Raw genomic sequence first — 25,301 nt, forward strand, 5'->3', positions numbered from 1 at the left:
GATTTAGAGATTAAGAAATTTAGAAATTATGACTGTCTCATTTGAAAATTTCCCGATTTATAAAAAGGTAATTGCATTTACAGTTAAAATTTTTAAAATTCTTGATAACGAAAATTTACAAAAAGAATTTTCACTCAAAGATCAGCTAAAAAGAGCGACTTTATCAATAACTAATAATATTGCTGAGGGCTCAGAATATGGAAGTAACAAACAATTTATCAGATTTCTTTGGATTGCAAAAGGAAGTTGTGCAGAAGTCAGAAATATGCTGTTTGTTTTATACAGTTTAGAGAAAATCAATGATGAAATTTTCAATTCACTTAATACTGAGTGTATGGAAATAACAAAAGAGATTTATCATTTTATAAAATATCTTGAAAAGAGCACTTTAGACGCTAAGTAATTTTTAAATTTCTTAATTTCTGAATCTCTTAATAAATTATGAGCAAATACACTGAAGACGATTTAAGAGTCGATCTAGAAAATAAAAAATACGAATTCGGGTGGGAAACGAAGATAGATTATGAAGACTTTCCAACCGGCCTGAATGAAGATATTGTCCGTGCGATCTCCGCGAAAAAAGAGGAGCCCGAATGGATGACAGAATGGCGTTTGGAATCTTTCAGGATCTGGCTGAAAATGACAGAACCTACCTGGGCTAACATTAAATACGAAAAACCTGATTTCCAGGCTATCCGTTACTATGCAGCCCCGAAAGCCAAACCGGAATTAGAAAGCCTGGATCAGGTAGATCCTGAACTTTTAAAAACTTTTGAGAAACTTGGAATCAATATCGAAGAGCAGAAAAGACTTTCTGGAGTTGCTGTAGATATCGTTATAGATTCAGTTTCTGTAAAGACCACGTTTCAGGAGACCCTGATGGAAAAAGGAATTATTTTCTGTTCCATTTCTGAAGCTATTAAAAACCACCCTGATTTAGTAAGAAAATACTTAGGAAAAGTTGTTCCAAGAGGGGATAATTTTTATTCAGCACTGAACTCCGCAGTTTTCTCTGACGGAAGTTTCTGCTATATCCCCAAAGGGGTAAAATGCCCTATGGAACTTTCAACATACTTCCGTATCAACCAGGCAGGAACAGGACAGTTCGAAAGAACCCTTGTCATTGCTGATGAAGGAAGCTACGTTTCTTACCTTGAAGGATGTACAGCACCATCAAGAGACGAAAACCAGCTTCATGCTGCAGTGGTGGAACTTATCGCAATGGATGATGCAGAAATTAAATACTCTACCGTTCAGAACTGGTATCCGGGGAATGAAGAAGGAAAAGGAGGAGTATTCAACTTTGTAACAAAAAGAGGACTTTGCGAAAGAAATGCAAAAATTTCATGGACACAGGTAGAAACAGGTTCCGCCGTAACATGGAAATATCCTTCCTGCATCCTGAAAGGAGATAATTCTATCGGTGAGTTCTACTCTATTGCTGTGACTAATAATCACCAATATGCAGATACCGGAACCAAAATGATCCATATTGGAAAAAATACCAGATCCACGATCATTTCAAAAGGTATTTCTGCAGGAAAATCCAATAATTCCTACAGAGGATTGGTAAAGGTAATGCCTTCCGCTAAAGGGGCAAGAAACTTCTCCCAGTGTGATTCCCTGCTGATGGGTAATGAATGCGGTGCGCACACTTTCCCTTATATTGAGATTAAAGATCCTACCGCACAGCTGGAACATGAGGCTACGACCTCAAAAATCGGGGAAGATCAGATCTTCTACTGTAACCAGAGAGGAATTGACACCGAAAGAGCTATTGCATTGATTGTGAACGGGTTCAGCAAAGAAGTATTGAATAAACTTCCTATGGAATTTGCCATTGAAGCTCAAAAATTACTTGAGATTTCTCTGGAAGGATCTGTAGGATAATCTATAGTTTATGTATGGAAGTCACTGATAGATTAATTTTAAGAAAAACCGAAAAAGAAGATTTCGAAAGATTTTTTGATATTAATAAAGATCCTGAGACCAATCTGTACAACCCGGGTGGCCCTATGAGCTTTGAAAAAGCTGAAAATACATTCAAAAGATGCAGGAACACTGGGATCAGCACCATTTCGGAGCATGGACCATTATAGCGAAGGAGAATGAAAGTATTATAGGTTTCGGAGGTCTGAGCTATAAAAAATATGGAGAGGATGAAAAATTAAATCTTGGCTATCGCTTTGCAGTAGAAGCATGGGGAAAAGGATATGCGACAGAATTCACAAAAAAGGCTGTGGATTTCGGATTTAATCATCTTGATAAAGAAGAGATATTCGGACTTGTCCGCCCGGATAATATAGCTTCTGTTAAAGTTTTGGAAAAGGCAGGTATGACGCAAATCGGGACTCTTAATGACGTACCCGGTCAGCCTGAAAGTTTAGTATATAGAATTCAAAAATAATTTGTTTAGCAAATAAAAATGTTAGAAATAAAAAACCTACACGCCAGAATTGAAGATGGCGCAGAAATTTTAAAAGGGATTAATCTTGAAATAAAACCTGGGGAAGTTCATGCCATTATGGGTCCTAACGGAGCTGGAAAATCTACTCTTTCTTCTGTAATTGCAGGAAAAGAAGATTATGAAGTTACAGACGGAGAAATCATTTTTGGAGGAGAAAACATCATTGAGGATGCTCCCGAAGAAAGAGCACATAAAGGAATTTTCCTTTCTTTTCAGTATCCAGTGGAAATTCCAGGTGTTTCTGTAACCAACTTCATTAAAGCTGCTTTAAATGAAACAAGAAAGGCAAACGGTTTGGAAGATATGCCGGCAAAAGAAATGCTTGGGCTTATCCGTGAAAAATCTGAGCAGTTAGGTATAAAAAAAGATTTCCTTTCAAGATCACTGAACGAAGGTTTCTCAGGAGGTGAGAAGAAGAGAAACGAAATATTCCAGATGATGATGCTTAATCCTAAGCTGGCGATCCTTGATGAAACCGATTCAGGATTGGACATTGATGCCCTAAGGATTGTTGCGGATGGTGTAAATGCTTTCAAAAATGAAGGAAACGCAGTTCTTTTGATTACCCACTATCAGAGATTGCTTAACTATATCCAGCCTGACTTCGTTCACGTTCTGGCTAACGGGAAAATCATCAAAACCGGTGATAAATCCCTTGCCCTGGAGCTTGAAGAAAAAGGTTACGACTGGCTTCTTAACTAAGAAGAAACCCTTTCAGCAGGAATTTTATCAATCCTTCTGAAAATGCGGAAAACCCGCAGTAAATTAGTATTTTTAAATATATAAAATTAGGTGTGATGGCCGAAATATCAGTAATGGCTTTATACGATCAGATTATTGACAATCACGGTGAATTTTTGGAGAGTCTTCGTCACAGATTTCTGGATGAAGATAGAAAAGCTGCTCTTCAAAAGTTCGAAAACTTAGGTTTTCCGACAAAAAAAGACGAAGAATATAAATATACCGGCATAAAAGAAATTACGGAAAAAAACTACAATTTTTTCCCTAAAGAAAGTCACAATATTACCAAAGAACAGCTGGATCAGCTGCATTTGGGTGAAGAAAATTTTGACTGGATTGTTTTTGTGAACGGCAAACTTCATAAAGAGCTTTCAAAAGTTTCTATCGAGAATGTAGAATTTCTTTCATTCAACTATGCTTTGAATGATGAAAAACATAAAGAAGTATTCGAAACTTATTTCAATACCATTGCTTCTAAGGATACTGCTTTCACCAACCTGAACCTTGCATACTGCAAATACGGTTTCTTTTTGAAAGTACCAAAAAATGTGGTCATTGAAAAACCGATCCATATTTTCTATATCTCTCAGAACCAGGAAGAAAATACATTCTACAATACAAGAAACTTACTGATTGTAGAAGAAGGCGCTAAAGTGGAAGTTATAGAAAGCCACCATAATTTCGACAGTACGTATGTACTTACAAATTCTGTGACGGAAATCTTTACCTATCCGAATGCAAAAGCAGACTGGCACAAGCTTCAGAATGACAACAACACGTCATATCTTATCGACAGCACTTTTGCAAGACAGGAAAAAGACAGCTTAACTACTGTAAACACCTTCTCTTTCGGAGGAAAGCTGGTAAGAAACAACCTGGATTTCATTCATAACGGAAGCAATATCAATTCTTTCATGAACGGGATTACGATCATAGGAAAAGATCAGCTTGTGGACCACCATACGGCAGTTCACCACAATTTCCCGAACTGTGAAAGCTACCAGAACTATAAAGGTATTTTTGACGGAAATGCACACGGTGTTTTCAACGGAAAAGTTTTCGTAGACAAAATTGCCCAGAAAACCAATGCTTATCAGCAGAACAACAATGTATTGCTAAGTGAAGGCGCTACTATTGACACCAAGCCTCAGCTGGAGATCTTTGCTGATGATGTAAAGTGCTCCCACGGCTGTACAGTAGGCCAGCTGAATGAAGATGCCCTGTTCTATTTAAGAGCAAGAGGAATCTCCAAAAAAGAAGCTCAGGCGTTACTTTTATATGCCTTTGCCAATGATGCGATGCAGAACATTGACATTGAACCGCTTAAAGAAAAAATTTCAAAACTTTTAGCTGAAAAGCTGCAGGTTGATATAGAATTTTAAGACTAATATAAATTGATACCAAAAAAGCACTTCTTTTGAAGTGCTTTTTATGTTGTTGATATTCTAAACGGAATTATTTCAGCCAGGATTGGTTGTCTTTCTTATCGGAACGTTTTTTCCCGTTATCTATATTATAGGCAAAGCCTACACCCAAAGTCTGTTTCAACTGTGTCTTCTGAATTTGATTATGATCATACAGCAGATCCAGCGTAATATTCGTTGAAATGAACTTATTGATCTTCATATTGAGAACCCCGCTGTACCCAAGCACCAAGTGGTCAGGATGATCAAGGTAGTTTGAAAATACCGAAGCTGTATTCGTCAGGTTAATATTTTCCATGATTTTGATCTTATAGATAGCTGTGCCCAGGAAACCGAACTGGAACAGGGAAGAATCTCCGTCGTTCTTAAGTCCGTAAGTTCCCGCCGTCTGGAGATCTTCATCCAATACAAACGTCCATCTCGCATTCGCAGGACGAAGGGTCATGGTAAAGTTATCATTCGGACGGTACGTAACCCCCACACCTATATTAAGGTATCCCGGAGCCATAAAATTCGAGATCTTTTTTGCTTCAGGATTATTCCCGTCTTCATAACCGCCTGCAAACTGGGTCTGAAGACTCATCCCTCCTGAAAGGTACCAGTTTTTAGCAAATTCGCGCCCGTAATTGGTAGACAGATTGATCACATCCTGTGTTTTTCTGGTTCCGATGCCCTTTGTATTATTCTGACCGTATCCTAAAATAATGATGTTTTCCCAGAGATCTTTTCCTTTTTCATAGGTAAGATTATAGTTTACTCCGGCAAGCCAGCCCACATTATTGGCCCCACCGCCAACCCAGTTTGAAAAGGCAGCCTGGTTGAGCATCAATGTATTCTGGCCCTGAATGGACCATGCTTTCACAGTATCTGTTGTAGCAGCTTCAGGCTTAACTTCCTGAGCCATTGCGCTGATTCCAAAGGAAATGGTAGCGGCCAATAAAATTTTTTTCATAGAATAAGGATTTTCGTTACAAAAATATACATATATTTTTTGGTAAAAAACTAATCACCCTCATTTGAAATATTAAATTGCTATTTAAAGCATTAAAAGACTGCAAAATACCTCTGAAAACCATCAAAATGAACTTATCTCAACTTAAAATGTTCCCTGGCAAAAAAAGCACCTCCCCGGGAAGCGCTTTTAGATTTAAAATAAATCCTACTTATTTTTTAATCCACCACTGGCTGTCTTTTCGGTCAGACCGTTTTACACCATTATTTAAAGTGTAGGCAAAACCTATCCCTAGTGTCTGCTTTAGCTGTGTTTTCTGGATCTGGTTATGATCGTACAGCAAGTCGAGAGTAATATTTGAAGATATAAATTTATTGACTTTAAAGTTTAAAACGGCACCATAAGCAAGAACCAGTCTTTCCGGATGATCAAGGTAGTTCGAGAATACGGAGGCGGTATTGGTGATATGAACATTCTCCATCAGTTTTACCTTATATAAAGCTGTTCCCAGAAAACCGAACTGTAAAAGTGAAGTATCGCCATCATTTTTCAATCCGTAACTTCCGGCAAGCTGAAGTTCTTTATCCAGAACAAAAGTCCATCTGGCATTGGTAGGCCGTAAGGTTACCGTCAGATTATCGTTGGGCCTGTACGTGATACCCATACCAAGGTTCAGATAACCGGGAGCCATAAAATTGGAGATCTTTTTTGCAGAAGGATTGTTTCCATCCTCATATCCTGCAGCAAATTGCGACTGAAGACCAGCTCCCATAGAAAAATACCAGCTTTTTGAAAATTTCCTCCCATAATTGGTAGATACATTGATCGCGTCCTGTGTTTTTCTTACCCCGAGCCCTTTGGTATCATTCTGCCCATAATCCATCACGATAATATTTTCCCAAAGATCATTGTTTTTTTCATAGGTAATATTGTAATTCACTCCGGCAAGCCAGCCCACGTTGTTGGCTCCCCCGCCTACCCAGTTTGAAAAGGCTGCCTGATTGATCATCAGAGTATTTTTTCCTAGTACCGACCAGTATTTTACCGTATCCACGACTACTGAATCTTTTTTCAATTCTTCTTGTGCACTCGCATAAATCCCCATAGAAAAGGAAAGAATCAATAAAAACTTCTTCATTATTTTACATGATTTTCATTACAAAAATATTAATATAATTTTTTTTAAGGCAAATATTAGCCTATAAAAAGCCTGAATCCGCATCTTTTTTTCTTCAGGAAACCAAAAACAAGCCACTTTCATACATTATATTTCAAAAAAGATCTATTAATTTTAAAAACTGAAACCTTTTGTCTTAAAATAAACAGCTCTCTCTCAAATACATCGCCAAATTTTCCGAAATTTATCATTGGCTTTTGATTTGACGTAAATTGACCATGTTTAAAAATATAATTTCCAAAAGAGCTGTCATAACCCCCTTGCTCATGCTTTCCGCAATGTGGTTGGGTTATTTTCTCCAAACACAGGGCTTTTTTCAAAGCTGTTTTGGAGCCATTATACCTTTATTGCCGGAAGGCTTACTGGGAATTATTACTTCTCCCCTTCTGCATGGAAATATGGATCACATCATCAGCAACTCTATCCCGATAGCTGTACTTCTGTTCCTTTTGTATCAGTTTTACCCTTTGGTAGCCAATAAGGTTTTTATTATCGGCTGGCTGGCCACAGGATTTCTGGTATGGCTTCTGCCTCCGATAGACATTCTAACTGGAGATTATATGTACACCTGTACTATCGGAGCCAGTGGTGTGGTGTATGTTCTTGCCTTTTTCCTGTTCTTCAGTGGGGTTTTCAAATGGAATATGAAACTGCTTACCATTTCGATGCTTGTGGTCTTATACTATGGAAGTCTGGTTTGGGGTATGTTTCCTGAGGAATTGTTTTCCAATCTCCAGGAACCGAGCAGGATCTCATGGCAGGCTCACCTTTCGGGAGCTGTTGTGGGCAGCATCATTGCTTTTGCTTTTAAAAATGTTGGGGAAAAGAAAAAAAAATACATCTGGGAATTTCCAAACTATTACAGCGAAAAAGACGATAAACTATGGCAGGAATATAAAGAAAACCATCCGGAAGATTTTCTGGAGCTGCCTTATAAAAAAAGAGATGACATCTGGGATCATTTGGATGAATTAAGAAAAAGATAAAGCTTATTTCATTACATTTGAAAAAAAACACACATGATCACTGAAGAATATCTCTATGCAATTGCCCTGCGCGAATGCAGCCTGATCGGCGATATTAATTTTCAAAAGCTTATAAAATCCTTTGGAAGTGCCGAAGAAGCCTGGAAGAAAGCAAAAAAGGATTATTCAAAAACCGACGGCCTGGGGAGAAAAACAGTGGCTGATATCGGCAACATAGATTACCTGAAGTTTGCAGAAAAAGAAATCCAATTCTGCGAAAAGAATAATATCCGTATTAAGCTCCGCCATCTTCAAGGGCTTCCCAGCCTGCTTAACGAATGTGATGACGCTCCTGCAATCCTTTATCAAAAAGGTAATTTTGATGATTCCCTGCAAAAGCTGAGTATCGTAGGAACCAGGAACATGACTTCGTATGGTAAACAATTTATAGAAGATTTCTTTGAAGCATCACAATCCTGTAAATACATATCTGTGAGCGGATTAGCTCTTGGAGTAGACAAGGAAGTTCACGAGCAGTCTCTCCAATATAAAATTCCAACCATAGCGGTCCTTGCCCACGGATTTCACACCTTATACCCGTCCAAAAACAAGAAATTGTCCGAAAGAATTCTTCAGGAAGGCGGCTCATTAATTACAGAATTCAATTCTTCCCGGAAACCGGACCGTGAAAATTTCATTCAGCGAAACAGAATTATAGCCGGAATCTCTCCTTCAACCATAGTGGTGGAAACCGGATTTGGAGGAGGCTCAATAAGCACTGCATCCTTTGCCAATGATTATAACCGTGAGATATTTGCTCTTCCCGGAAAGATAACGGATCCTCACAGCCAGGGTTGTAATCATCTGATTTTCCAGAATAAAGCAGCAGCCATTTCCACCATTAAAGATCTGATGGATTCCCTTGGCTTCAATCTCTCAAAAGAAAAAACCGGGGAGCTGTTTCCATACAGCGAGACAGAGGTTCAACTTACTGACACTCAAGCATCCGTATATCAGACGATCAAAGCCCATCCTCAGGTATCTCTGGACGATCTGGCAGAGAAGATTTCAGTACCTTCTTATAAAATTCTTCCTACAATTTTAGAATTGGAGCTTTTGGGGAAAGTAAAATCGTTTTCCGGGAGGCAATTTGTAGCAATCTGACATTTAACGATTTCTTAATATTGCATTATTTGAGACTTAACTTTTAATTTTTAATAAAATTTACACAAGAATTATCAATTTAATAATATTTCGATACATTATTATTTAATTTTCAACAATGTTGAAATACAGTATTGTGAATCTTGAAAAAAAAATTAAATTTGTTGACAATAATATTCAACCCTAATATATGGAACAATATAATATTGACCAGAAAATCCAGGAGTTTATTGCCAAGATTGAAGCAAAAAATCCTAATGAACCAGAATTTTTACAAGCCGTAAAAGAAGTAGCTGTGACTGTAATTCCGTTTATTATGACCAAGAAGGAATATACAGGAATGAAGCTTCTTGAGAGAATGGCTGAAGCTGAAAGAATTATTATCTTCAGAGTTCCATGGGTTGATGATAAAGGAGAAATCCAGGTAAACAGAGGTTTCAGAATCCAGATGAACTCTGCGATCGGACCTTACAAAGGAGGAATCCGTTTCCATCCTACTGTAAACCTTTCAGTTCTTAAGTTCTTAGCTTTCGAGCAGGTATTTAAAAACTCATTAACCACTCTTCCAATGGGTGGAGGTAAAGGAGGTTCAGATTTCGATCCACAAGGTAAATCCGACATGGAAGTAATGCGTTTCTGCCAGGCTTTCATGACTGAATTATGCAAACATATCGGCCCTGAAACAGATGTACCTGCAGGAGATATCGGTGTAGGAGCAAGAGAAATCGGTTACCTTTTCGGTCAGTATAAAAAAATCAGAAACGAGTTTACAGGAGTACTTACAGGAAAAGGACTTGCTTACGGAGGTTCACTGATCCGTCCTGAAGCTACAGGATACGGAGTAGTATACTTTGCAGAGCAAATGCTTAAAACAATCGGACAGGATTTCAAAGGAAAAACGGTAACGGTATCAGGTTTCGGAAACGTGGCCTGGGGAGTAATCAAAAAAGCAACTGAGCTTGGTGCTAAAGTGGTAACAATTTCCGGTCCTGACGGCTATATCTATGATAAAGACGGTATCAGCGGTGAAAAGATCGATTATTTACTTGAATTGAGATCTTCAGGAAACAACAGAGCTGAGGATTATGCCAAAAAATATCCTTCTGCAGAATTCCACGCAGGAAAACGTCCTTGGAGCATAAAATGTGATGTAGCATTCCCATCTGCAACTCAAAACGAACTTGATCTTGAAGATGCTAAAATTTTGGTTGAAAACGGATGTCTGTGTGTTACTGAGGCTGCCAACATGCCTTCTACATTAGATGCCATCAATTATTTCTTAGATAATAAAGTATTGTTCTCTCCAGGTAAAGCTTCCAACGCAGGAGGTGTTGCCACTTCAGGTCTTGAAATGACACAGAACTCTATCCGTCTTAACTGGACTTCTGAAGAGGTTGATGCAAGACTGAAAGAGATTATGATCGGAATTCACAAAGCCTGCAGAGACTACGGAAAAGACGAAGATGGCTACGTAAACTATGTGAAAGGGGCAAATATTGCCGGATTCGTGAAAGTTGCGGAAGCAATGCTGGCTCAGGGAGTCGTATAAAAAATAAACAAAGGTTGGGAATGTTCCCAGCCTTTTTTGATACAGCCTGTTCCCGGGATAATGGGAAAAAAGTAAAAAGTGAAAGGAGAAAGCGCAGTATTCGTACAGCGCTTTTTTTTATTTTTATACTATGAAAAACAATTTTAAAAACAGTAATGAGTATATTCTTTTGTTTCCTGAAGAAGTTCAGCAGAAACTTATTGAATTAAGAGAAATTATTCACGCTGAAGTTTCCGGTCTTGAGGAATATATCGGTTATCAGATGCCGGCATTCAGATATAAGGGAAAGCCTTTGGTTTATTTTGCTGGCTATAAAAAGCATATTGGTTTTTATCCTGGAGCTGAAGGCATAAAAGTTTTTGAAGAAGATTTTAAGCAAAAAGGGTATAAATTTTCAAAAGGGGCCGTTCAGTTTCCTTTAGATCAGGATATTCCGGCAGAGCTGGTCAAGAAAATTGTACAGTTCAGAGCCACTAAAATAGAACACAAAAAATCCTGAGACTTAACGCCCCAGGATTCCCTTTCTACTTTGTTCAATATTTACTTAGAGGACTTTGCTTTTTTCTTAGCTTTTCTTTCTTCTTTAGTTGCTTCTGCCGGTTTTGTAGCATCTGTAGCAGATTCTGCATTCACTGTGGCTGTAGCATCAGCTGAAGCAGCCGGGGCTGCCGCATCTACCGTAGCTGTTGCTGTGGTATTTTGTGTTTGAGTATTCGCATCTGTAGAAGTAGTAGTCTGTGGTTGAGTCTGAGTTGTCTGGTTATTAGAGGTGTCGGCTGGTTTCTGAGTCTGTGTCTGAGCCGATACTGCGATTACGCCGACTAAAGTAAACGCTGCTGTTAAAACTAATTTTTTCATAATGTAATATTTTAAATGATTGTTTAACTTAAACGACACTTTAATTACTAAATTATGTGTAATAATCTTATTTAACGGACTTTATAATTATTTAAGATATTTTACCAAAGAGATTATTTTGAAATATTCTTCATCATTTTTTCTACAAATTCAAATGCAGCGGGACATATTACCGTGTTTTTCAGCATGAGATGATTGATCTGGTAGATCTTTTTGCGGTCGGTATGGGGATATTCCCGGCAGGCTTTCGGCCTTACTTCATAAATTGAACAGGTATTGTCACTATTAAGGAAAAAGCAGGGAAGATTCTGGAGTACCTTATCATTATCTTCGTCCACTCTTAAAAATTTGGCCTCAAAATCAGCCTGCTTCATTCTCAGATGCTTCGAGATACGCTCAATATCTTTTTCCGTGTATAAAGGCCCGGTCGTTTTACAGCAATTCGCACATTGAAGACAGTCTACTTCATTGAAAACCTCATCATGCGTTTCCTGAACTATATAATCGAGGTTTTTGGGCGGTTTTTTCTTCAATCCGTCCAGAAACTTTTTATGCTCTTTCTGCTTCTGTAAAGCCTGTTTTTTATAAAGGTCTAAATTCATTATTCGGGATCTCCGGCCATAACGGGAAGATCTGCTTTTTGATAGTCATTAATTTTATCCAAATCCAGTATCGTCGTAAGATCGCTGTTATCCGGATAGTACATCAGGGTAAATTTTGCTCCGTAAACAATTTCTTCCGAAACATAAGAAGATCTCTGAACCACGGTATTGGAAAAAACTTCATCAAATGCACGGACCTGAACAATAATCTCAATATTTGTATTCTTAAAATCTTCTTCAGAAAAGCCGTAAAATGGCGAGTTTTCATCTATTTTATGAACTACCGTCCAGTTGAGTGCCAACGTATTGATCTTGCTAAGGTGAGTGTCCAGCCTGTAGAAATTATTCTTTGCAACCCCATCTTCAACCACTTCAATAGCTGTTGAAAGGATTACATCAGCATCTGTGAGTGCATTATTCTTATAAGGAGCCAGCCTGAACATTAAAGCGGTACTATCCTGAAAAGGAGCCACCACCGCAATATCTGAAAACCTTAAATAGGCTCTCGGCCTTGAAAATCTTCCATAAAAAAGTCCGGTTGCAATGGCAAAGGTAAGCAATCCCAGAAAAGCTTCAAAAGTAGCCACCAGACTTGCCATAAACCCGACAGGCGCTATTCTTCCGTAGCCTACCGTGGTAAAGGTCTGAGAACTAAAGAAGAACACATCAATAAACTCGTTCAGCGGATCACTCTTATCAATTCCGGTAAGGTGTTCGACCCCGATCACATAATAGATGAGCGCAAAAAGCAGATTAACGAGGACATATGCGATAATCAGGTAGGATAAGAACCGGAATGTGGACAGATTGAGCATGGTATGATACCAGCTCAGCCGGTTAAATACATTCACTCCTTTTCTTTTTACATTCGGAAGCCCGTCTCTGTTGATGAATCTTCCGGATGCATTACTTCCAAAGCCGCTGTTCTCGGTGTTTTTCTGACGGATCTTCTGTCTGAAGCCTCTTGCCATTTTTATATCATTTAGTTTTTACAGTGCAAAGATAAAATAATGTTTCTATGAAATTTATCAAAAGCTTTTGATAAACTCAGTTAATGATAATGGCGATGCTTTTGCACAAAATATAGTAGGCTTTGAACACACTTTCCTCATATCATGCAAGAGGTGCTCCATGACTTTTAAATTAGCATGAAACACCTCTTTTATACTTAGTAATATAATCCTATTATTTACTTTTTAATAATTTTATGCTGAGATTTTCTCCCATTTTCAAAGGTAAATTCTACGAAATAATTTCCATGAATCAATTTATTCATATTTATTGAAGTGATTTTTTTGTCCTGAACAGATTGTACCAGCTTACCATCAACAGCATAAATAATGACTTTCATCACATTTATTTTTGAATTAATATGTAGGATATCATTTACCGGATTAGGAAAAAAATTAAAATCATTATCATCAGAAGCTTCGTTTACGGACAGACAATTCGAGTTTACAGTAACAGCTAAACGGGTGGTACTTTCGCAGGCTCCTACGACTTGAGAAGCATAGTAAGTGGTCCCATTTACTAACGCGGTTGTACCGGGAAGCAAATTCCCTCCCGTAGCAGCATCATACCATTGTATGTTCGTTCCTGTAACAGCAAGATTTGCCAAGGTCTGGGATGAACAAAAATTTTGTGGTGAATTTCCCGTAGGAGCCGGAGTATTTCCGTCACATATCTGAAAAATTACATGGTCTAGAAAAGCAAAATTTCCAGCCTGATTCACATTATTTTTTACCCCTTTAAAATTTACCCTGTTCGTTCCTGCGGGAAGCAGGATATTTTTGGTGACCCACTGTTGGGATGTTGGTGTAAAGAAAGAGGGAATCGTACCGCCTGTATTTAATTCTCCTGTCCGGCCAATCTCATAATCGTGCATTAGCGTATAGGTTTGCCCTCCGTCCGTTGAATACTCCAGTAAAATGTGATCATCTGCGAAAACCGTCTGAAGAGCTGCAGGCATGGTGTATCTATTGGCCGCCGCAAATTGAAATGAAACCCCGACAGGTGCATTAGTAGGATTATTTAACACCGGAGATTTGACATTATAAGTAGAAAGCCCTAAACTATTATAAAAATTATACATTAAACTTCCTCCTGTTCCTCCATCAGGAGAATCCACTGATGTGTTTTCAACAACGATTGTCACAGGATTAGAATAATCCCATTGAGACTGAGTTGTACTTCCGCCAAAATCTTCAGTGTAAGGAAGATTAACCTGCGCGCCAATGACTACCGGACAAAATGCTAAAAGCTTCAAGAAACGAAAATAATTCTTTTTCATATCATATGACAATATTTAAATTAATGAAAACAATATTAGCATTCAGTTGGGCTATTTAAAAGAAGTTAGCTTTCAAAATTCGTGAAATACAAAAGGATTGGATTGGTAAGAAGCTATAAATCAGATGGTTTTACCGTAGCATATCAAAGTATTTGCTTTCTGTTTTATAATCATTTTTTTAATGTAGATATCTTGTAAAATGGAAAAAGCCAACTTTAAAAGTTGGCGTTATGATTAATGGATTATAATTTGTGAGATAAGCTCATTCATTTGGAGGATTATACCAATAAAAATATAATCCATCACTATCCATTTTAAATATTTCAACACCGGCAAAAATTAGCTCATCTTCCCAGCTTATAGCATACTTTAAAATATCATTTTTATTAGAATTAATCAATAATATAATATTTCCCAAATAAAATTCTTCATCATCTATTAATAATTCTAATCCTTTGTTATCAATCTTAGATCTATAATAATAGTAATAAATATTTTGATAAGTTCTTATTTGCTCATATTCTTGTGAAAAATTTGCCCCAATCGAGTCTTTAAGTTTGTATCTACTCAAAAAAGCTATTTCATTTTCTTTAAGTCTAGTAAAAATGATTGAAAATATTTTTTGCTTCCAAATTTCATCAAATGATTGAGTAAAACAACTCAAAACGCAGTTTTTATTAAGATTTATCACTTTCTAAATTTTTGATTTTTAACATCTTTAATACCCTGCAATCCACCGTCTGTAACAGAATTATTCTTGTCCTGTATGCTACAATCTTCACATCTTCTATCTCTAAACATATTGTCTACAGCCTTTTCGCCATATATACCTCCAACTATGCCACCCGTTAATCCTCCTGCAAAACCACCAATAGGAACGGTTATTTCAGCATAAGGGCCTCCAAAAAGCCCTAATTCGGCACCTGCTGAAGCTCCAATTTGAGCTCCTATATAAGCTCCTCCCCAACCTGCACCAACTTTTGTTGTTGTCATAATTGTATTTTTTCCAATTTGGCCTCCATCTTCATAAAATGCATTTCCAATTCTATATGCATCAATACCAATTGCTAATGGTTTTGCTACTTTATTTAAACCATCCATAGTTTTATTTGAAAGCTCTAAAGCTTTTAGGGTTTTATAACCACCTGGAATTTTTGTATGTGGATCATTTGGTGAAGCTATATTAATATGTGGATATTGAGTTTTTTTGTCAGCTTTATCAAACCGAACAACGGGCACACCTCTTCTTCCTAAAGTTCTATCAACTATTGCAGCTCTAGTATCACCTTGATAATTTCCTTTATAGGTTGTTGTGTATTTATTATATACATTATTCATATGAGTTCCTTTAAAAAAATCCGCAAGTGTCTGGGTTTTATCCACTTGTTTACCATCCGGATCTATAAATCGTATAGGGTTTTGATAAGTATAAATATATGGATTAAGATTTCCCCAGTTAAATACTCCCCCATTATGCTGCCCATCTCCATAAAACTGAGTTTCCATTACAGGATTATAGACTGCCAACGGATCCACCCCATACCAAATACTCAATTTTGGATTGTAGTACCTTGCTCCATAATAATAAAGACCTGTTTCGCTGTCTAATTCTTTTGCATTAAACTTATATGGATTAGCATAGGCTGTTGGTTCCTGCTGCTCCACCATAGTCTCCCCGAATGGTAAATTTAAGAAAAATTGCGTAGGCTCTGCATATTCGTTAGTAACATATGTTGCAGTACCTAAATGATCGCCGTGCAGGTAATAAATACCACCCACAGGTGCAATAGGAGCTCTGCCAAATTCCTTCTCTATTTCCGTTTTTTCGTAGCCTGCTTTTGACAGGTAGTTTTTAAAGTCATTTTCGGCAGCGGATTCTTGATTTTTAGGATCTGCAGCTTCTTTATTTCCTATAGATGATGCCTGTCTGTTGTTAAACATACCACCTACATCTTTAATATTGCTTGCTATACGCTGACTACCTGCAAAATAATGTTTGGTAAGTATACCATCTGATGTATATACGGCGTAAGGGTTAGGATACACCTTAAAATTATCAAACACTAACCCATTATCTACCATTTCACCATTCTGATACAGTTCTGCGTCATTCTTCAAATTAGCTTTGATGGTACGTTCACCTTTATCATCGTAAACATAATATTGGAATGAGCCTATTTCCGGTGTATGAATAGCCCTCAACCTGTCCTGTTCGTCCCAATAAAAATCAGTAGGACCTGACTGTACTGTCATCTGATTGATCACGTTTCCATTACCGTCGTATTTAAAATACTCTTGATTCCCAGTAGAAACATCCGTAACTCTATCTACCATGTGGGTTCCCTTAACATACTCATACTTATTTTCATAAGTATTATTTGCATTCACTATTCCGTCCTGTTCATGGTGCTGCACCTTTGTATCTATCCCACTGCTCATGTTATACAATAAGGTAGTTTCATACATTGCATTTATACTTCCTACAACCGGGGTTGGTGGTAAACCATCTTTTCTTCCCGGCTCGGCATTACCCGAAGAACTTACAAGCCTGTTAAGAGTGTCATATCTATATCGAAGACCATAATTACCTCCAAAACCTGCGTTTGTGGTTTCGCTTGTATTTTCAATTCCTGTAATATTGCCTGCATAATCATACTCATAAGCGCCATTCAATAACGGTGTATTGTTGGAATCAAGCAGAAGATGGTTTTGCAGCTTTCTCATACCTGGTTCATAGGTAAATGTGGAAGATGTTTCATTACCGAAAACAATATTGGTACGCTGCTCGTAATGATCATATTTAATCGATTTTACATATTCATAACCCGCATCATTGGATATTTTCTTCAGATTTCCCCCTAAATCGTATTCGTACTGTACTTTTTCATTATCAGGATAATTGATGGTTCGGATCCTGTTCCAGTTATCATAGTCGTAAGACGTATCAAATTTCAAATTAGGCATGTAAAAACCATAAATATACCGGATTTCATTAATCAACTCTCCCATCTTGCCATACTCGTACTGGCTTGTACCGGTGCCGTCCTGTTTTTCTATAATTCTACCCGTGTTGTTTCCTGAACCTGAACTACCATAAATATAAGATACATTGGCAGGATTTGGACCTGATGGTATATCCGGAAGATCGATATTTGTAAGTCTGTTGTAATAATATTTATAATGAATCGGAACACCTCCATTGTTGTTAAGGTTGTTGTTCAAAACATAGGTAAGTTGTCCTGCCTTGCTATAGGTATACGAAGTTTCACCACGGTCCGGATGTGCCTGAGTTAATCTCCTTCCGCCCATATCATAGCTGAAACTGGTTTCCAGACCTTCAGGATCTGTAACGTTCATGATTTCTCCAATTTGACTATATGAGAAAAATGTATGTAAAACCTCTGCCGGCAAATAGTTTCTAGTCTCTACGGTCTTCCCTTCGGCATTGGCAAAAATTTCTGTTTTGATCTGATCCGACGCATTCTGCATCTGGGTAGTTTCAGTTTTAAATCTTCCGTTTTCTATAAAAAATCTGTTGTCAACAGAATTTCCGGCTTCATCAATAGAAGAAACATTCCTGTCTTTATAATCATAACTTGCAGAACTATGATATGGAGCAACAGTAAGGCTAAGTTTATTATTTAGTGCGGTATCCTTATTTTCGAATAACGGATGATATTGCAGAACCGTTCTTCCCAAATTATCATTGATTGCCCTACCTGAAACCGACATTTTTTCTTCGTCATCAATCTCAATATCTTTTTTCACCTGGATTACTTTACCTGTAATGTCGGCAAAGGAAATGGTTTCAATATCGTTACCAGGATGATACGGATCAAGATGCGATGTCTGGGCTGTAAAAAGGTATATTTTGTTACCATTACTAAGGGTTACCGGTGTATCAAAATAATGATACATAATGGTATTAGCCTGCGACTGCCAGTCATTTGGGCTGACTATTCTAAGGGGTCTTCCGTATCCGTCATGCTCATAAGTCATCTTATTGCCTGTAGCATCAGTAGATTCTACGACCGTATCCATAAAAAGATCATAGGTCGCATAAGAAGACAGGTTAAAAATAGGATCCTTCACCTGGATTACATATTTACCCATAGGGTCGTAAAAATATTCCAGTTCAGATCTTTCATTAAATTCATTAGGCGGATATTTAACCGTTTTAATATTTCCAAAAATATCATACGTAAGATCTGTTTCAGCAATTTCTCCTGAATTAAGCCAAACTTTAAATTTAGAAATATCTCCGGTGTTTAAATTTGTAATCTCTGTTGAACGTTTACGCAAAGGATTCACAGAACCCGTTCCCGGATAAACTGTGATAATGCTCGGCGCATTCAGGATATTATTATTGAGATTGGTATGATAAGATATCACACTGTTATAGCTCGCGGACGGGCTTGTGTACTGGTATTTGGTAAGCTGCCCCTTGCTATTATAAAATAACTGGCTTTGCGTAGAAATCGAATTTCCGCTTTCATAAGTTGTCTTTGTAGTACCGGATAATAATACACGGCCCATTTTTTTACCTTCTGTACCGCCTACGTCATAAGTTTCAAACTGAGCTGAAGACAATTCTACCAAGTCGCTCATAGACGGATTAAACTGATAAAGTTTATAACTGTTGACAGAAGTTGACAGGAGATTTGATGTCCCTACTCCTCCATAAGTTTCTACTGACTTTAATAAGCCGCGAATAAAATAATTCTGGTTATAAAAGTTTTGGACGGTTGTACGATAGATGGTTGAATTATCTGACATTTCGTACGTCTTAACTTTTCCAAATCCATATTTCTCACGTTCTCGTCTGTCGTACCTGGAGCTTTCATAATCAAACCGGCTGATCATATCTTTACCACTTGTATTCTGTGTATAAGTACCGGAGAAGGCATCGGGATTTGGTATCGTCACTTCAGACATCACCAGCTTTGCCTGCGGGTCGTTATAGGATGGTGTAGAATATTTATAGTCAATGGTAAATGCAGCACCCAGGTTTGATGGAGCATCTCCACCATAGGATTCGGCATAAGAGACTTTTTTAAGTTTATTGGTTTTACCGATCTGAGAGTAATATATTTTTAAACCGCTATTGGTGTTAACCACAAGATCTGGAAGACCATCTCCATTCACATCTCTAAGCCCTTTATTGATTTCAGACACAGATAATCCTACGTTGGCAGAAAGATCCGCTCCAAAAGGTTTCAGGTACAAAATAGGGATACCAAAAATAACAATAATTGGGACGTTGATGTAATATCCTCCATTTAAGTTTGCATACCCGCTGTGTGTTTTTGTTTCTTCTGCAAGACTGGCATTTAAGCCAACAGGGCTGGCAAAGCGGTTACCTAAGTTATATTTTACACTGGTTTGTCCGGTATTTTCATCTACCTGAACGATATCTACCAGTCCGTCACCATTTACATCCAGGAAAGATCGTTTTGAAGTGGCAGTAGAAGATCCTCCTCCCACTCCTCCGGAAATAGCTATTCCCAATTCAACGCCCTGAACGGCATCAATGACAGAGTTTATACCTCCTCCGATTCCAAAAGATGAAGAATATACAGGCTTGGATACAGGCTCTTCAAAGCCTGCAAAAGCTCCTGTTGATCCCGGAATACTTCCATTCACCAATCCGGTTCCGAAGTTTAATTTGTAATTATTTCCTTCGATCTTATCAGGAAGGCCATCTCCGTTAATATCCATCCAATATTCTGAAGTTTTATTGTAGGAATTCGGATAATTGGATGTTCCCACGCTCATAGACCAGGAAACAGATGTATCTCCTGTGGCATTACTATCATTATTACCAGTCTTTCTGCCTACTGATTTGCTTCCTGAAGGGCCAAATGCTACAGATTTAGTGTTCATAAAATCTTCCGTTCTTGTGATCACTTTATCTGATCCCTCTATACCTGGCTGAGCGCCTTTCAAACCACCCAGAATACTGGTTTGCTGGGATTGGGTTCTGTACAGCATATCAGGATAGTTATCACCATTCACATCAAAGAAGTCCTGAGTCTGGATATTACCAATATTTCTCAGCTCTGAAGTTGAGTTTGTAAAGCTAAGGCCAATACCGATTCCTGCATTTTTTGTTTTTGACTTGCTTTTCTGTTTTTTAGAAATAGCAAACATCCTTGTATTAGGGTTATTGGCTACTTCAATATCATCTTCATCAGTATCACTGTCTAAAAATGGCGAGGTTGGTGTTTCATCATCTTTAAAGCTGCCAATTTTTGAATATTGCTCATGAAACATTTGGTTAACCCATTTATGCTCTCTTACTTTTTCGGTTTTAAGTGGGTTTAGCGGTGTAAACGGAGATGCAGCTCCGAATACCTGGTTATTGGCATAATTGTTCTGAAACTCATTGGCAAGCTGATCTCCTACACACTCTCCATATTGCTGAGAATTGGTAATCCCGGAGCAAGAAGGAAAGTTTAAATTAAACTGGAAAGGGTTTTCAAGCGTTGCATCATTAATTAATGCACCATACTGATCTTTTGGTGTATTTGGGTTGGTAGTATAGGCCGGAGCAGTGCTTCCGCTAGGTCCTGTCGGAATAATAATACAATCGTTTTCCTTACGGGGCTCGCAACCCGGAATCAAAGGAGGCTGCTGATTGGTACTCCCAGGAGCAGGAACAATATCTTTAGCTTCGTTATAAAGGAATTGTCCCCAGTTATGATAAACAGCACTTACTCCGTTATACTCTCCTGTGTTGATTGATGTCTCGGTGGTATGATTTAAAAGAGAACTTCCTGACTGGTTGTAAATATTGAAGATATTATCATTCAACTGCAACTTAAGAGCTTCATACGCAAGCCTGTCTTTATTCGTATCACAAAAAATCAGGATATTCAGCTTTTCATGGTCATTAACGCCATGTGAAGGATCTCCATGATAAAAAGGTATCGGATCATCACCATTAATAGGATTATGATCTATTGTATACTCTTTTAAAGTGCCATTGGATATTTCTACAATTCTTTTATCAAGAAAAAGACCTTTTTGCTTGATCACATACATAAATCTTCCTGGGACAGAAGGATTGAAGCTAAAGTTCTTATTGATGGATATTGCATAATCATCATTACCATTCGGTAAATTATTCAGAGTGGAAACATCAAATTTATTTTTCAGGTTTCTGATATGATAAGATGGATATTGAGCTACAGCATGATGTCTGTGAGAGGCGTTAGGATATCCTTCAACCAAAATATCATTCCACTCAATTTCTTTATTGATGTGGGAATCGGTTTCCACTAAAAATTTCAGGTGCCATGCTTCACCCGACGCGCTTGGAGCAGGAACGGAATAATTAAGATCCACCGGTGAAACCGTTACAGGCTGTCCAGGTGAAGGATCAATGGTTTCTTCATAAATAACATTAATGGCCGTCTGCTGGTTTTGTGCCACACTGGTATCTTCCTTAATGAGAACGATGGAATATTTTACCCTGTCGGATAGTGCAGATATGGTAAACTCCGGAATTGTAATGTGGATGTCAGCCTGTTCCGTAAATTTAAGTGACTTCGTCAGATTGTTCAAAAAGAACTTATCATTGTAATTGGTTTGGTTCGGCATATAGCCATCCTGTTCCTCAACAAATTCATCTTGCAAAGGATGCCCTCCACTATCAGTATAAGTAACTACAGGATTGGTATTTACAATATAATTGGTGCCGGATCTTTTATGCAGTCTGAAATACACTTTTTCCCCGGACTTTACATAGAGCCTGGAAGAATTACTTACTCCCAGCGGAGTTCCCGGATAACTGTCATACTGGCGTATCGTAATACTTTCATTGGATGTGTTAATGAGTTCCTTTAAATATAACCTGCAGTTTTTAGATACAGCATTCGGATTTTTAATCTCTATGGAATAGACTGCTCTCGCAGAAGGATCCTGACCAAGATCAATAGCAATTTCATCCGAAATTTCTATAAATCCGTTTTTGGGAGCAATCCAGACTTTGACCACATCATTCTTTGGTTTTACAGGATCAATGTCATCGGGATCTTCAGGCTCTGTATAAGGCTGGGGATCGTTATCGGTAATAACCATATTTTCCGTTAAATCACTGGTAATCACCATTTCCTGAGCATTTCCGTTTCTTCGGTTAAACCAGACTTTATCATCTTTAATAACATCCGGCAGTCCATCAGAATTGGCATCCATCATATAAATAGGAGTTTCATTCTCACTTTCAGAATTAATATATGAAAAGTCGAATCCTATTTTAAACCAGTTAAATACAACACTTCCTCCCAGATTCCATGTTGTACCTGTTGAATGTGAAAAATTACTGTTCAGGTTTCCTACGGACTGTTGCTGGCTGTTGAATACCAGCTGCCCATTGCTGTCAATGCTTCCGGGAATCAATTTAATGCCGTTATCACCATTTCTTTTTCGGTACAGAATATCTGCGATTCCATCTCCATTGAAATCTATCAGCTCCTGCCCTCTTTTCATTCGGGGATAAGAAGCACCTCCGAACAGGGAAAGCATAAAGTTTTTTACCCCTCCCAATTGTGGTCTGAATAATGCCAAACCACCTCCGGTTCTCAGGGACCATCCCCATTCGAAATTATTGTCAGCACTTATTTTGGAAGGAGTAGTGATGGAACTTACCACATCCGAGAATGCATCAGTCCCCGGGGTGGCTATATTGGTAGGAGACCCGAAAACGGTCCCGTTGTCATAGTATTCAAAATTATAGTCAAATGCTGCACCGTCCGTGCGCGGATTAACTACCTTCATTTTCATTTTGCTCAGAAGGCTTTTCTGAAATATCCCGGTATTATAGGTGAAGATATAAGACCTTATGTTTTGCTGCAGATTATTTGCATTTTTAAAATCTACATTTATTTTTGTGAGTAAATAAGGTTCAATTCTTTTAAGGATACCCTTAGCATTAATTTGTTTATCTGGTCTTGGGGTATCATTAAAAAATGTTATAATATAAGGCCCTTTCTGGCCATTCCTTCCTGAATAGAAAATTTTATCAATATGAAATACCCATCCTGCATTAAGGTTCTGGTCATCTCCCGTAAAATTATTGATTGGCTGATTTTTGTATTCATAAATCATATTATTCCCGTGAACATCCTCTACTTTCCAGACTCCCCATTGAATAATATTCCCGTTCGCATTTTTCAAAATGGCATTGTCAACAAGTGTCGATTGATCACCACCATAATAGGTTTTTGTCCCGTTTGTAGAGGTCACAACCCATCTATAATCTGTCGTGCCGGTTCCAAATCTCTCAATTTTTGTAAAATCATGGTTCTTTCTCAGATAGAAGTTTTTGGCTCCGCTTCTTGTCTGCCGGGAAGTATCAAATGTACCATTTGGATTTACTTTATTATGTCTGTGAGGAAGGTAGCCCTCAGGATATACCAGCATTTCTCCATCCAATGAATACAATTCTGTTTCCTGGCCGGGTGTAAAAGTCGGAGTTCCCCATCTTGTATCCACTGATATTGATGATAAACCTCCGATATTCCAGCCTTCTCCCATCCAGCCGTTGCCGTTGCCACTGCTATAAGTAACAGATAATGATGGCTGCATCCCAGAGGTACCTGCCGGCAACATTAATGGATAATTGATGTTGGCATCTCCTGTCTGGTTTGCCGAAGGAGCTTCCATTAAGGGAGCACTTACCGGATTTGCTGCTTTCAGACCGCTGATCGTAGTTGGAGTAAAAGAATTCAGCTGTGGTGATTCCGGAGCCGAAATAATACCGTTGATATAATCGCCGTCTCCGTTGCCCTCAAATGTTACCGTCTTATTCTTCTGATCTACATTTGCTGTTTCTACAGCTTTCCATTGTCTTCTATTATAGTCAAATGAAAAAACCTTGATCTCTTTCGGAGAAAAGAGACCTAATTTTTTTTCGTCATAAGGAATTGTAATCTTAACTTTCTTATTCAGTTTTCCTGAAATTATTGAAAAACGATATGCTGAATTGTTCGGTGTAATATTTTTAAGACCGCTTGAAGTGGAAGGAATATCTTTTTCTCTTAGCTTTAAAATTTCAATATTCGCTGCTTCAGAGGTTTCCTTTTCTATTTTCAAATTTAAATCTTCATATTGAATATCAAATTCTTTGTCATTGGAAACAGCAATCCTTTTGGAATTAAAATAGTTATTGTTTAAAGTCTTAAATGATTTTATATCTGCAGGAATTTTATAGGATTGAGTAATTCCATTGGCTGTTACCGAAAAATGCCCGGCCAGCTTATCTTTTTCTGATAAACGGATAATTTTTTCGAACTCCCCGTTTGCAGTATTAACGTAATTACTATTTATATTCAGATCCTGAAATCGTCTGTTGACTCCTTTAACATATAGCTCATCACCTGAAAGAACAGCATTAATAATCAAATCTTTGGATATACTTCTGTTTTTTTCAAAAACAACTTTCAGGTTTTTGATTTTGTATTTTACTCCTGTGGAAGGCGAAGTAAACAGAACAGTATTTATTCCTTGTTTAATAAGTTCTGAACTTAATTCTTCTTTCTGATGGCTCCAGGTTGCCTGAGGTACAATAATCTCACCACCGATCGCCAGGTTATGATTCAGGGATCTCGGTACCGACTGATGCGATGCCAGACCAAACAGATCATACTCTAAATAAGCAATGGTATTCTCTTTATTTAAAGCAGGAATATCAACCGTAAAGAAATTATCCGAAATCCGGTCTTCTTCCTGGTCTGAAAATACTCCAACCGTTCCTTCTTTTTCTTTAGCAGAATAAACGTTCATGACATTCGGAAGCTTTTCTTCAGAACCAGCTACTGTACCAGATATAGGATCTATGTTTAAATCTTCTGAATTTTTATAAGGTTCAGATGGATATTGATCTGTTTTTTTTGTAGTAGATTGATGTTCAAATGAAATCTTATCTGAAGCGGCAATTGACTGATTTGTATCTTTTTTATCTATCAGCTTGCTTATAAGGTGCTTTCTCCATTCGCGTACTTTATATCTGTCTTCTTTCGTAAAACTTGCAAAAACAAACATGGTGGCAAAAAAACACACCAGCAGAACTGACTTCTTTGTAAAAGGAAGTTGTAAGGATCTTATTTTCAT

The 25,301-nt window shown here is 37.8% G+C and carries 17 protein-coding genes; 9 read left to right on the forward strand and 8 right to left on the reverse strand.

The window, feature by feature from the left end; translation table 11 throughout:
* Nucleotides 1-28 precede the first annotated feature (28 nt).
* The 5 genes from BUB03_RS08930 to sufD all read left to right on the forward strand — a co-directional run bounded on the left by BUB03_RS08930 (nt 29) and on the right by sufD (nt 4,590).
* Nucleotides 29-403: a four helix bundle protein gene (locus BUB03_RS08930; RefSeq protein ID WP_040993266.1), complete on the forward strand. Its 375-nt coding sequence runs from the start codon at nt 29-31 to the stop codon at nt 401-403.
* A 38-nt stretch (nt 404-441) separates the two neighbouring features.
* Entirely contained in the window at nt 442-1,890 is a 1,449-nt protein-coding gene (gene sufB / locus BUB03_RS08935) for a Fe-S cluster assembly protein SufB (RefSeq protein WP_040993265.1), read from the forward strand.
* A 160-nt stretch (nt 1,891-2,050) separates the two neighbouring features.
* Nucleotides 2,051-2,407: a GNAT family N-acetyltransferase gene (locus BUB03_RS08940; protein ID WP_228417814.1), complete on the forward strand. Its 357-nt coding sequence runs from the start codon at nt 2,051-2,053 to the stop codon at nt 2,405-2,407.
* An 18-nt stretch (nt 2,408-2,425) separates the two neighbouring features.
* Nucleotides 2,426-3,169, forward strand: a complete 744-nt coding sequence (gene sufC, locus BUB03_RS08945; RefSeq protein WP_040993263.1) for a Fe-S cluster assembly ATPase SufC — start codon at nt 2,426-2,428, stop codon at nt 3,167-3,169.
* A gap of 113 nt (nt 3,170-3,282) precedes the next feature.
* Nucleotides 3,283-4,590: a Fe-S cluster assembly protein SufD gene (gene sufD, locus BUB03_RS08950; RefSeq protein WP_175547498.1), complete on the forward strand. Its 1,308-nt coding sequence runs from the start codon at nt 3,283-3,285 to the stop codon at nt 4,588-4,590.
* Nucleotides 4,591-4,663: 73 nt separating this feature from the next.
* Here the strand turns inward: sufD and BUB03_RS08955 are convergent, their stop codons facing one another.
* Both BUB03_RS08955 and BUB03_RS08960 read right to left on the reverse strand, forming a co-directional pair.
* A complete protein-coding gene (locus tag BUB03_RS08955) occupies nt 4,664-5,584 on the reverse strand; it encodes a DUF3078 domain-containing protein (protein ID WP_073062123.1) in 921 nt (306 codons plus the stop codon).
* Between the two features lie 211 nt (nt 5,585-5,795).
* Complete coding sequence (locus tag BUB03_RS08960) at nt 5,796-6,722, reverse strand: DUF3078 domain-containing protein (protein WP_040993262.1); 927 nt, start codon at nt 6,720-6,722, stop codon at nt 5,796-5,798.
* 257 nt (nt 6,723-6,979) lie between these two features.
* On the opposite strand from BUB03_RS08960, the gene BUB03_RS08965 reads away from it, so the two are divergent.
* The 4 genes from BUB03_RS08965 to BUB03_RS08980 all read left to right on the forward strand — a co-directional run bounded on the left by BUB03_RS08965 (nt 6,980) and on the right by BUB03_RS08980 (nt 10,938).
* A complete protein-coding gene (locus BUB03_RS08965) occupies nt 6,980-7,747 on the forward strand; it encodes a rhomboid family intramembrane serine protease (RefSeq protein ID WP_073062125.1) in 768 nt (255 codons plus the stop codon).
* Nucleotides 7,748-7,780: 33 nt separating this feature from the next.
* Complete coding sequence (gene dprA / locus BUB03_RS08970; RefSeq protein ID WP_073062127.1) at nt 7,781-8,890, forward strand: DNA-processing protein DprA; 1,110 nt, start codon at nt 7,781-7,783, stop codon at nt 8,888-8,890.
* A gap of 190 nt (nt 8,891-9,080) precedes the next feature.
* On the forward strand, nt 9,081-10,439 hold the full coding sequence (gene gdhA / locus BUB03_RS08975; RefSeq protein WP_040993259.1) for an NADP-specific glutamate dehydrogenase: 1,359 nt from the start codon (nt 9,081-9,083) through the stop codon (nt 10,437-10,439).
* A 130-nt stretch (nt 10,440-10,569) separates the two neighbouring features.
* Nucleotides 10,570-10,938, forward strand: coding sequence for an iron chaperone (locus BUB03_RS08980; RefSeq protein WP_073062129.1), 369 nt, complete (start codon nt 10,570-10,572; stop codon nt 10,936-10,938).
* 41 nt (nt 10,939-10,979) lie between these two features.
* Here BUB03_RS08980 and BUB03_RS08985 read toward each other — a convergent pair whose 3' ends face one another.
* The 6 genes from BUB03_RS08985 to BUB03_RS09010 all read right to left on the reverse strand — a co-directional run bounded on the left by BUB03_RS08985 (nt 10,980) and on the right by BUB03_RS09010 (nt 25,301).
* Nucleotides 10,980-11,297: a hypothetical protein gene (locus BUB03_RS08985; protein WP_073062131.1), complete on the reverse strand. Its 318-nt coding sequence runs from the start codon at nt 11,295-11,297 to the stop codon at nt 10,980-10,982.
* A gap of 113 nt (nt 11,298-11,410) precedes the next feature.
* Entirely contained in the window at nt 11,411-11,899 is a 489-nt protein-coding gene (locus BUB03_RS08990; RefSeq protein WP_073062133.1) for a YkgJ family cysteine cluster protein, read from the reverse strand.
* Entirely contained in the window at nt 11,899-12,870 is a 972-nt protein-coding gene (locus BUB03_RS08995) for an ion channel (protein ID WP_073062135.1), read from the reverse strand. The genes BUB03_RS08990 and BUB03_RS08995 overlap by 1 nt, the downstream gene beginning before the upstream one ends.
* Nucleotides 12,871-13,088: 218 nt before the next feature.
* Nucleotides 13,089-14,189: a T9SS type A sorting domain-containing protein gene (locus tag BUB03_RS09000; protein ID WP_073062138.1), complete on the reverse strand. Its 1,101-nt coding sequence runs from the start codon at nt 14,187-14,189 to the stop codon at nt 13,089-13,091.
* A 262-nt stretch (nt 14,190-14,451) separates the two neighbouring features.
* On the reverse strand, nt 14,452-14,880 hold the full coding sequence (locus BUB03_RS09005; protein WP_073062139.1) for a hypothetical protein: 429 nt from the start codon (nt 14,878-14,880) through the stop codon (nt 14,452-14,454).
* On the reverse strand, nt 14,877-25,301 hold the full coding sequence (locus BUB03_RS09010; protein ID WP_083538885.1) for a SpvB/TcaC N-terminal domain-containing protein: 10,425 nt from the start codon (nt 25,299-25,301) through the stop codon (nt 14,877-14,879). Before BUB03_RS09010 ends, BUB03_RS09005 begins: the two co-directional genes overlap by 4 nt.

This window comes from Chryseobacterium oranimense (genome assembly GCF_900129755.1).
GTDB lineage: Bacteria > Bacteroidota > Bacteroidia > Flavobacteriales > Weeksellaceae > Chryseobacterium > Chryseobacterium oranimense.

Coding starts and splice junctions, on each gene's coding strand:
- gdhA (WP_040993259.1), top strand. CDS start 9,081: ATGGAACAATATAATATTGACCAGAAAATCCAGGAGTTTATTGCCAAG.
- sufB (WP_040993265.1), top strand. CDS start 442: ATGAGCAAATACACTGAAGACGATTTAAGAGTCGATCTAGAAAATAAA.
- BUB03_RS08955 (WP_073062123.1), bottom strand. CDS start 5,584: ATGAAAAAAATTTTATTGGCCGCTACCATTTCCTTTGGAATCAGCGCA.
- BUB03_RS08940 (WP_228417814.1), top strand. CDS start 2,051: ATGCAGGAACACTGGGATCAGCACCATTTCGGAGCATGGACCATTATA.
- BUB03_RS08980 (WP_073062129.1), top strand. CDS start 10,570: ATGAAAAACAATTTTAAAAACAGTAATGAGTATATTCTTTTGTTTCCT.
- BUB03_RS08985 (WP_073062131.1), bottom strand. CDS start 11,297: ATGAAAAAATTAGTTTTAACAGCAGCGTTTACTTTAGTCGGCGTAATC.
- BUB03_RS08930 (WP_040993266.1), top strand. CDS start 29: ATGACTGTCTCATTTGAAAATTTCCCGATTTATAAAAAGGTAATTGCA.
- BUB03_RS09010 (WP_083538885.1), bottom strand. CDS start 25,301: ATGAAAATAAGATCCTTACAACTTCCTTTTACAAAGAAGTCAGTTCTG.
- BUB03_RS08990 (WP_073062133.1), bottom strand. CDS start 11,899: ATGAATTTAGACCTTTATAAAAAACAGGCTTTACAGAAGCAGAAAGAG.
- sufD (WP_175547498.1), top strand. CDS start 3,283: ATGGCTTTATACGATCAGATTATTGACAATCACGGTGAATTTTTGGAG.
- BUB03_RS08965 (WP_073062125.1), top strand. CDS start 6,980: ATGTTTAAAAATATAATTTCCAAAAGAGCTGTCATAACCCCCTTGCTC.
- BUB03_RS08960 (WP_040993262.1), bottom strand. CDS start 6,722: ATGAAGAAGTTTTTATTGATTCTTTCCTTTTCTATGGGGATTTATGCG.
- BUB03_RS09000 (WP_073062138.1), bottom strand. CDS start 14,189: ATGAAAAAGAATTATTTTCGTTTCTTGAAGCTTTTAGCATTTTGTCCG.
- BUB03_RS08995 (WP_073062135.1), bottom strand. CDS start 12,870: ATGGCAAGAGGCTTCAGACAGAAGATCCGTCAGAAAAACACCGAGAAC.
- dprA (WP_073062127.1), top strand. CDS start 7,781: ATGATCACTGAAGAATATCTCTATGCAATTGCCCTGCGCGAATGCAGC.
- sufC (WP_040993263.1), top strand. CDS start 2,426: ATGTTAGAAATAAAAAACCTACACGCCAGAATTGAAGATGGCGCAGAA.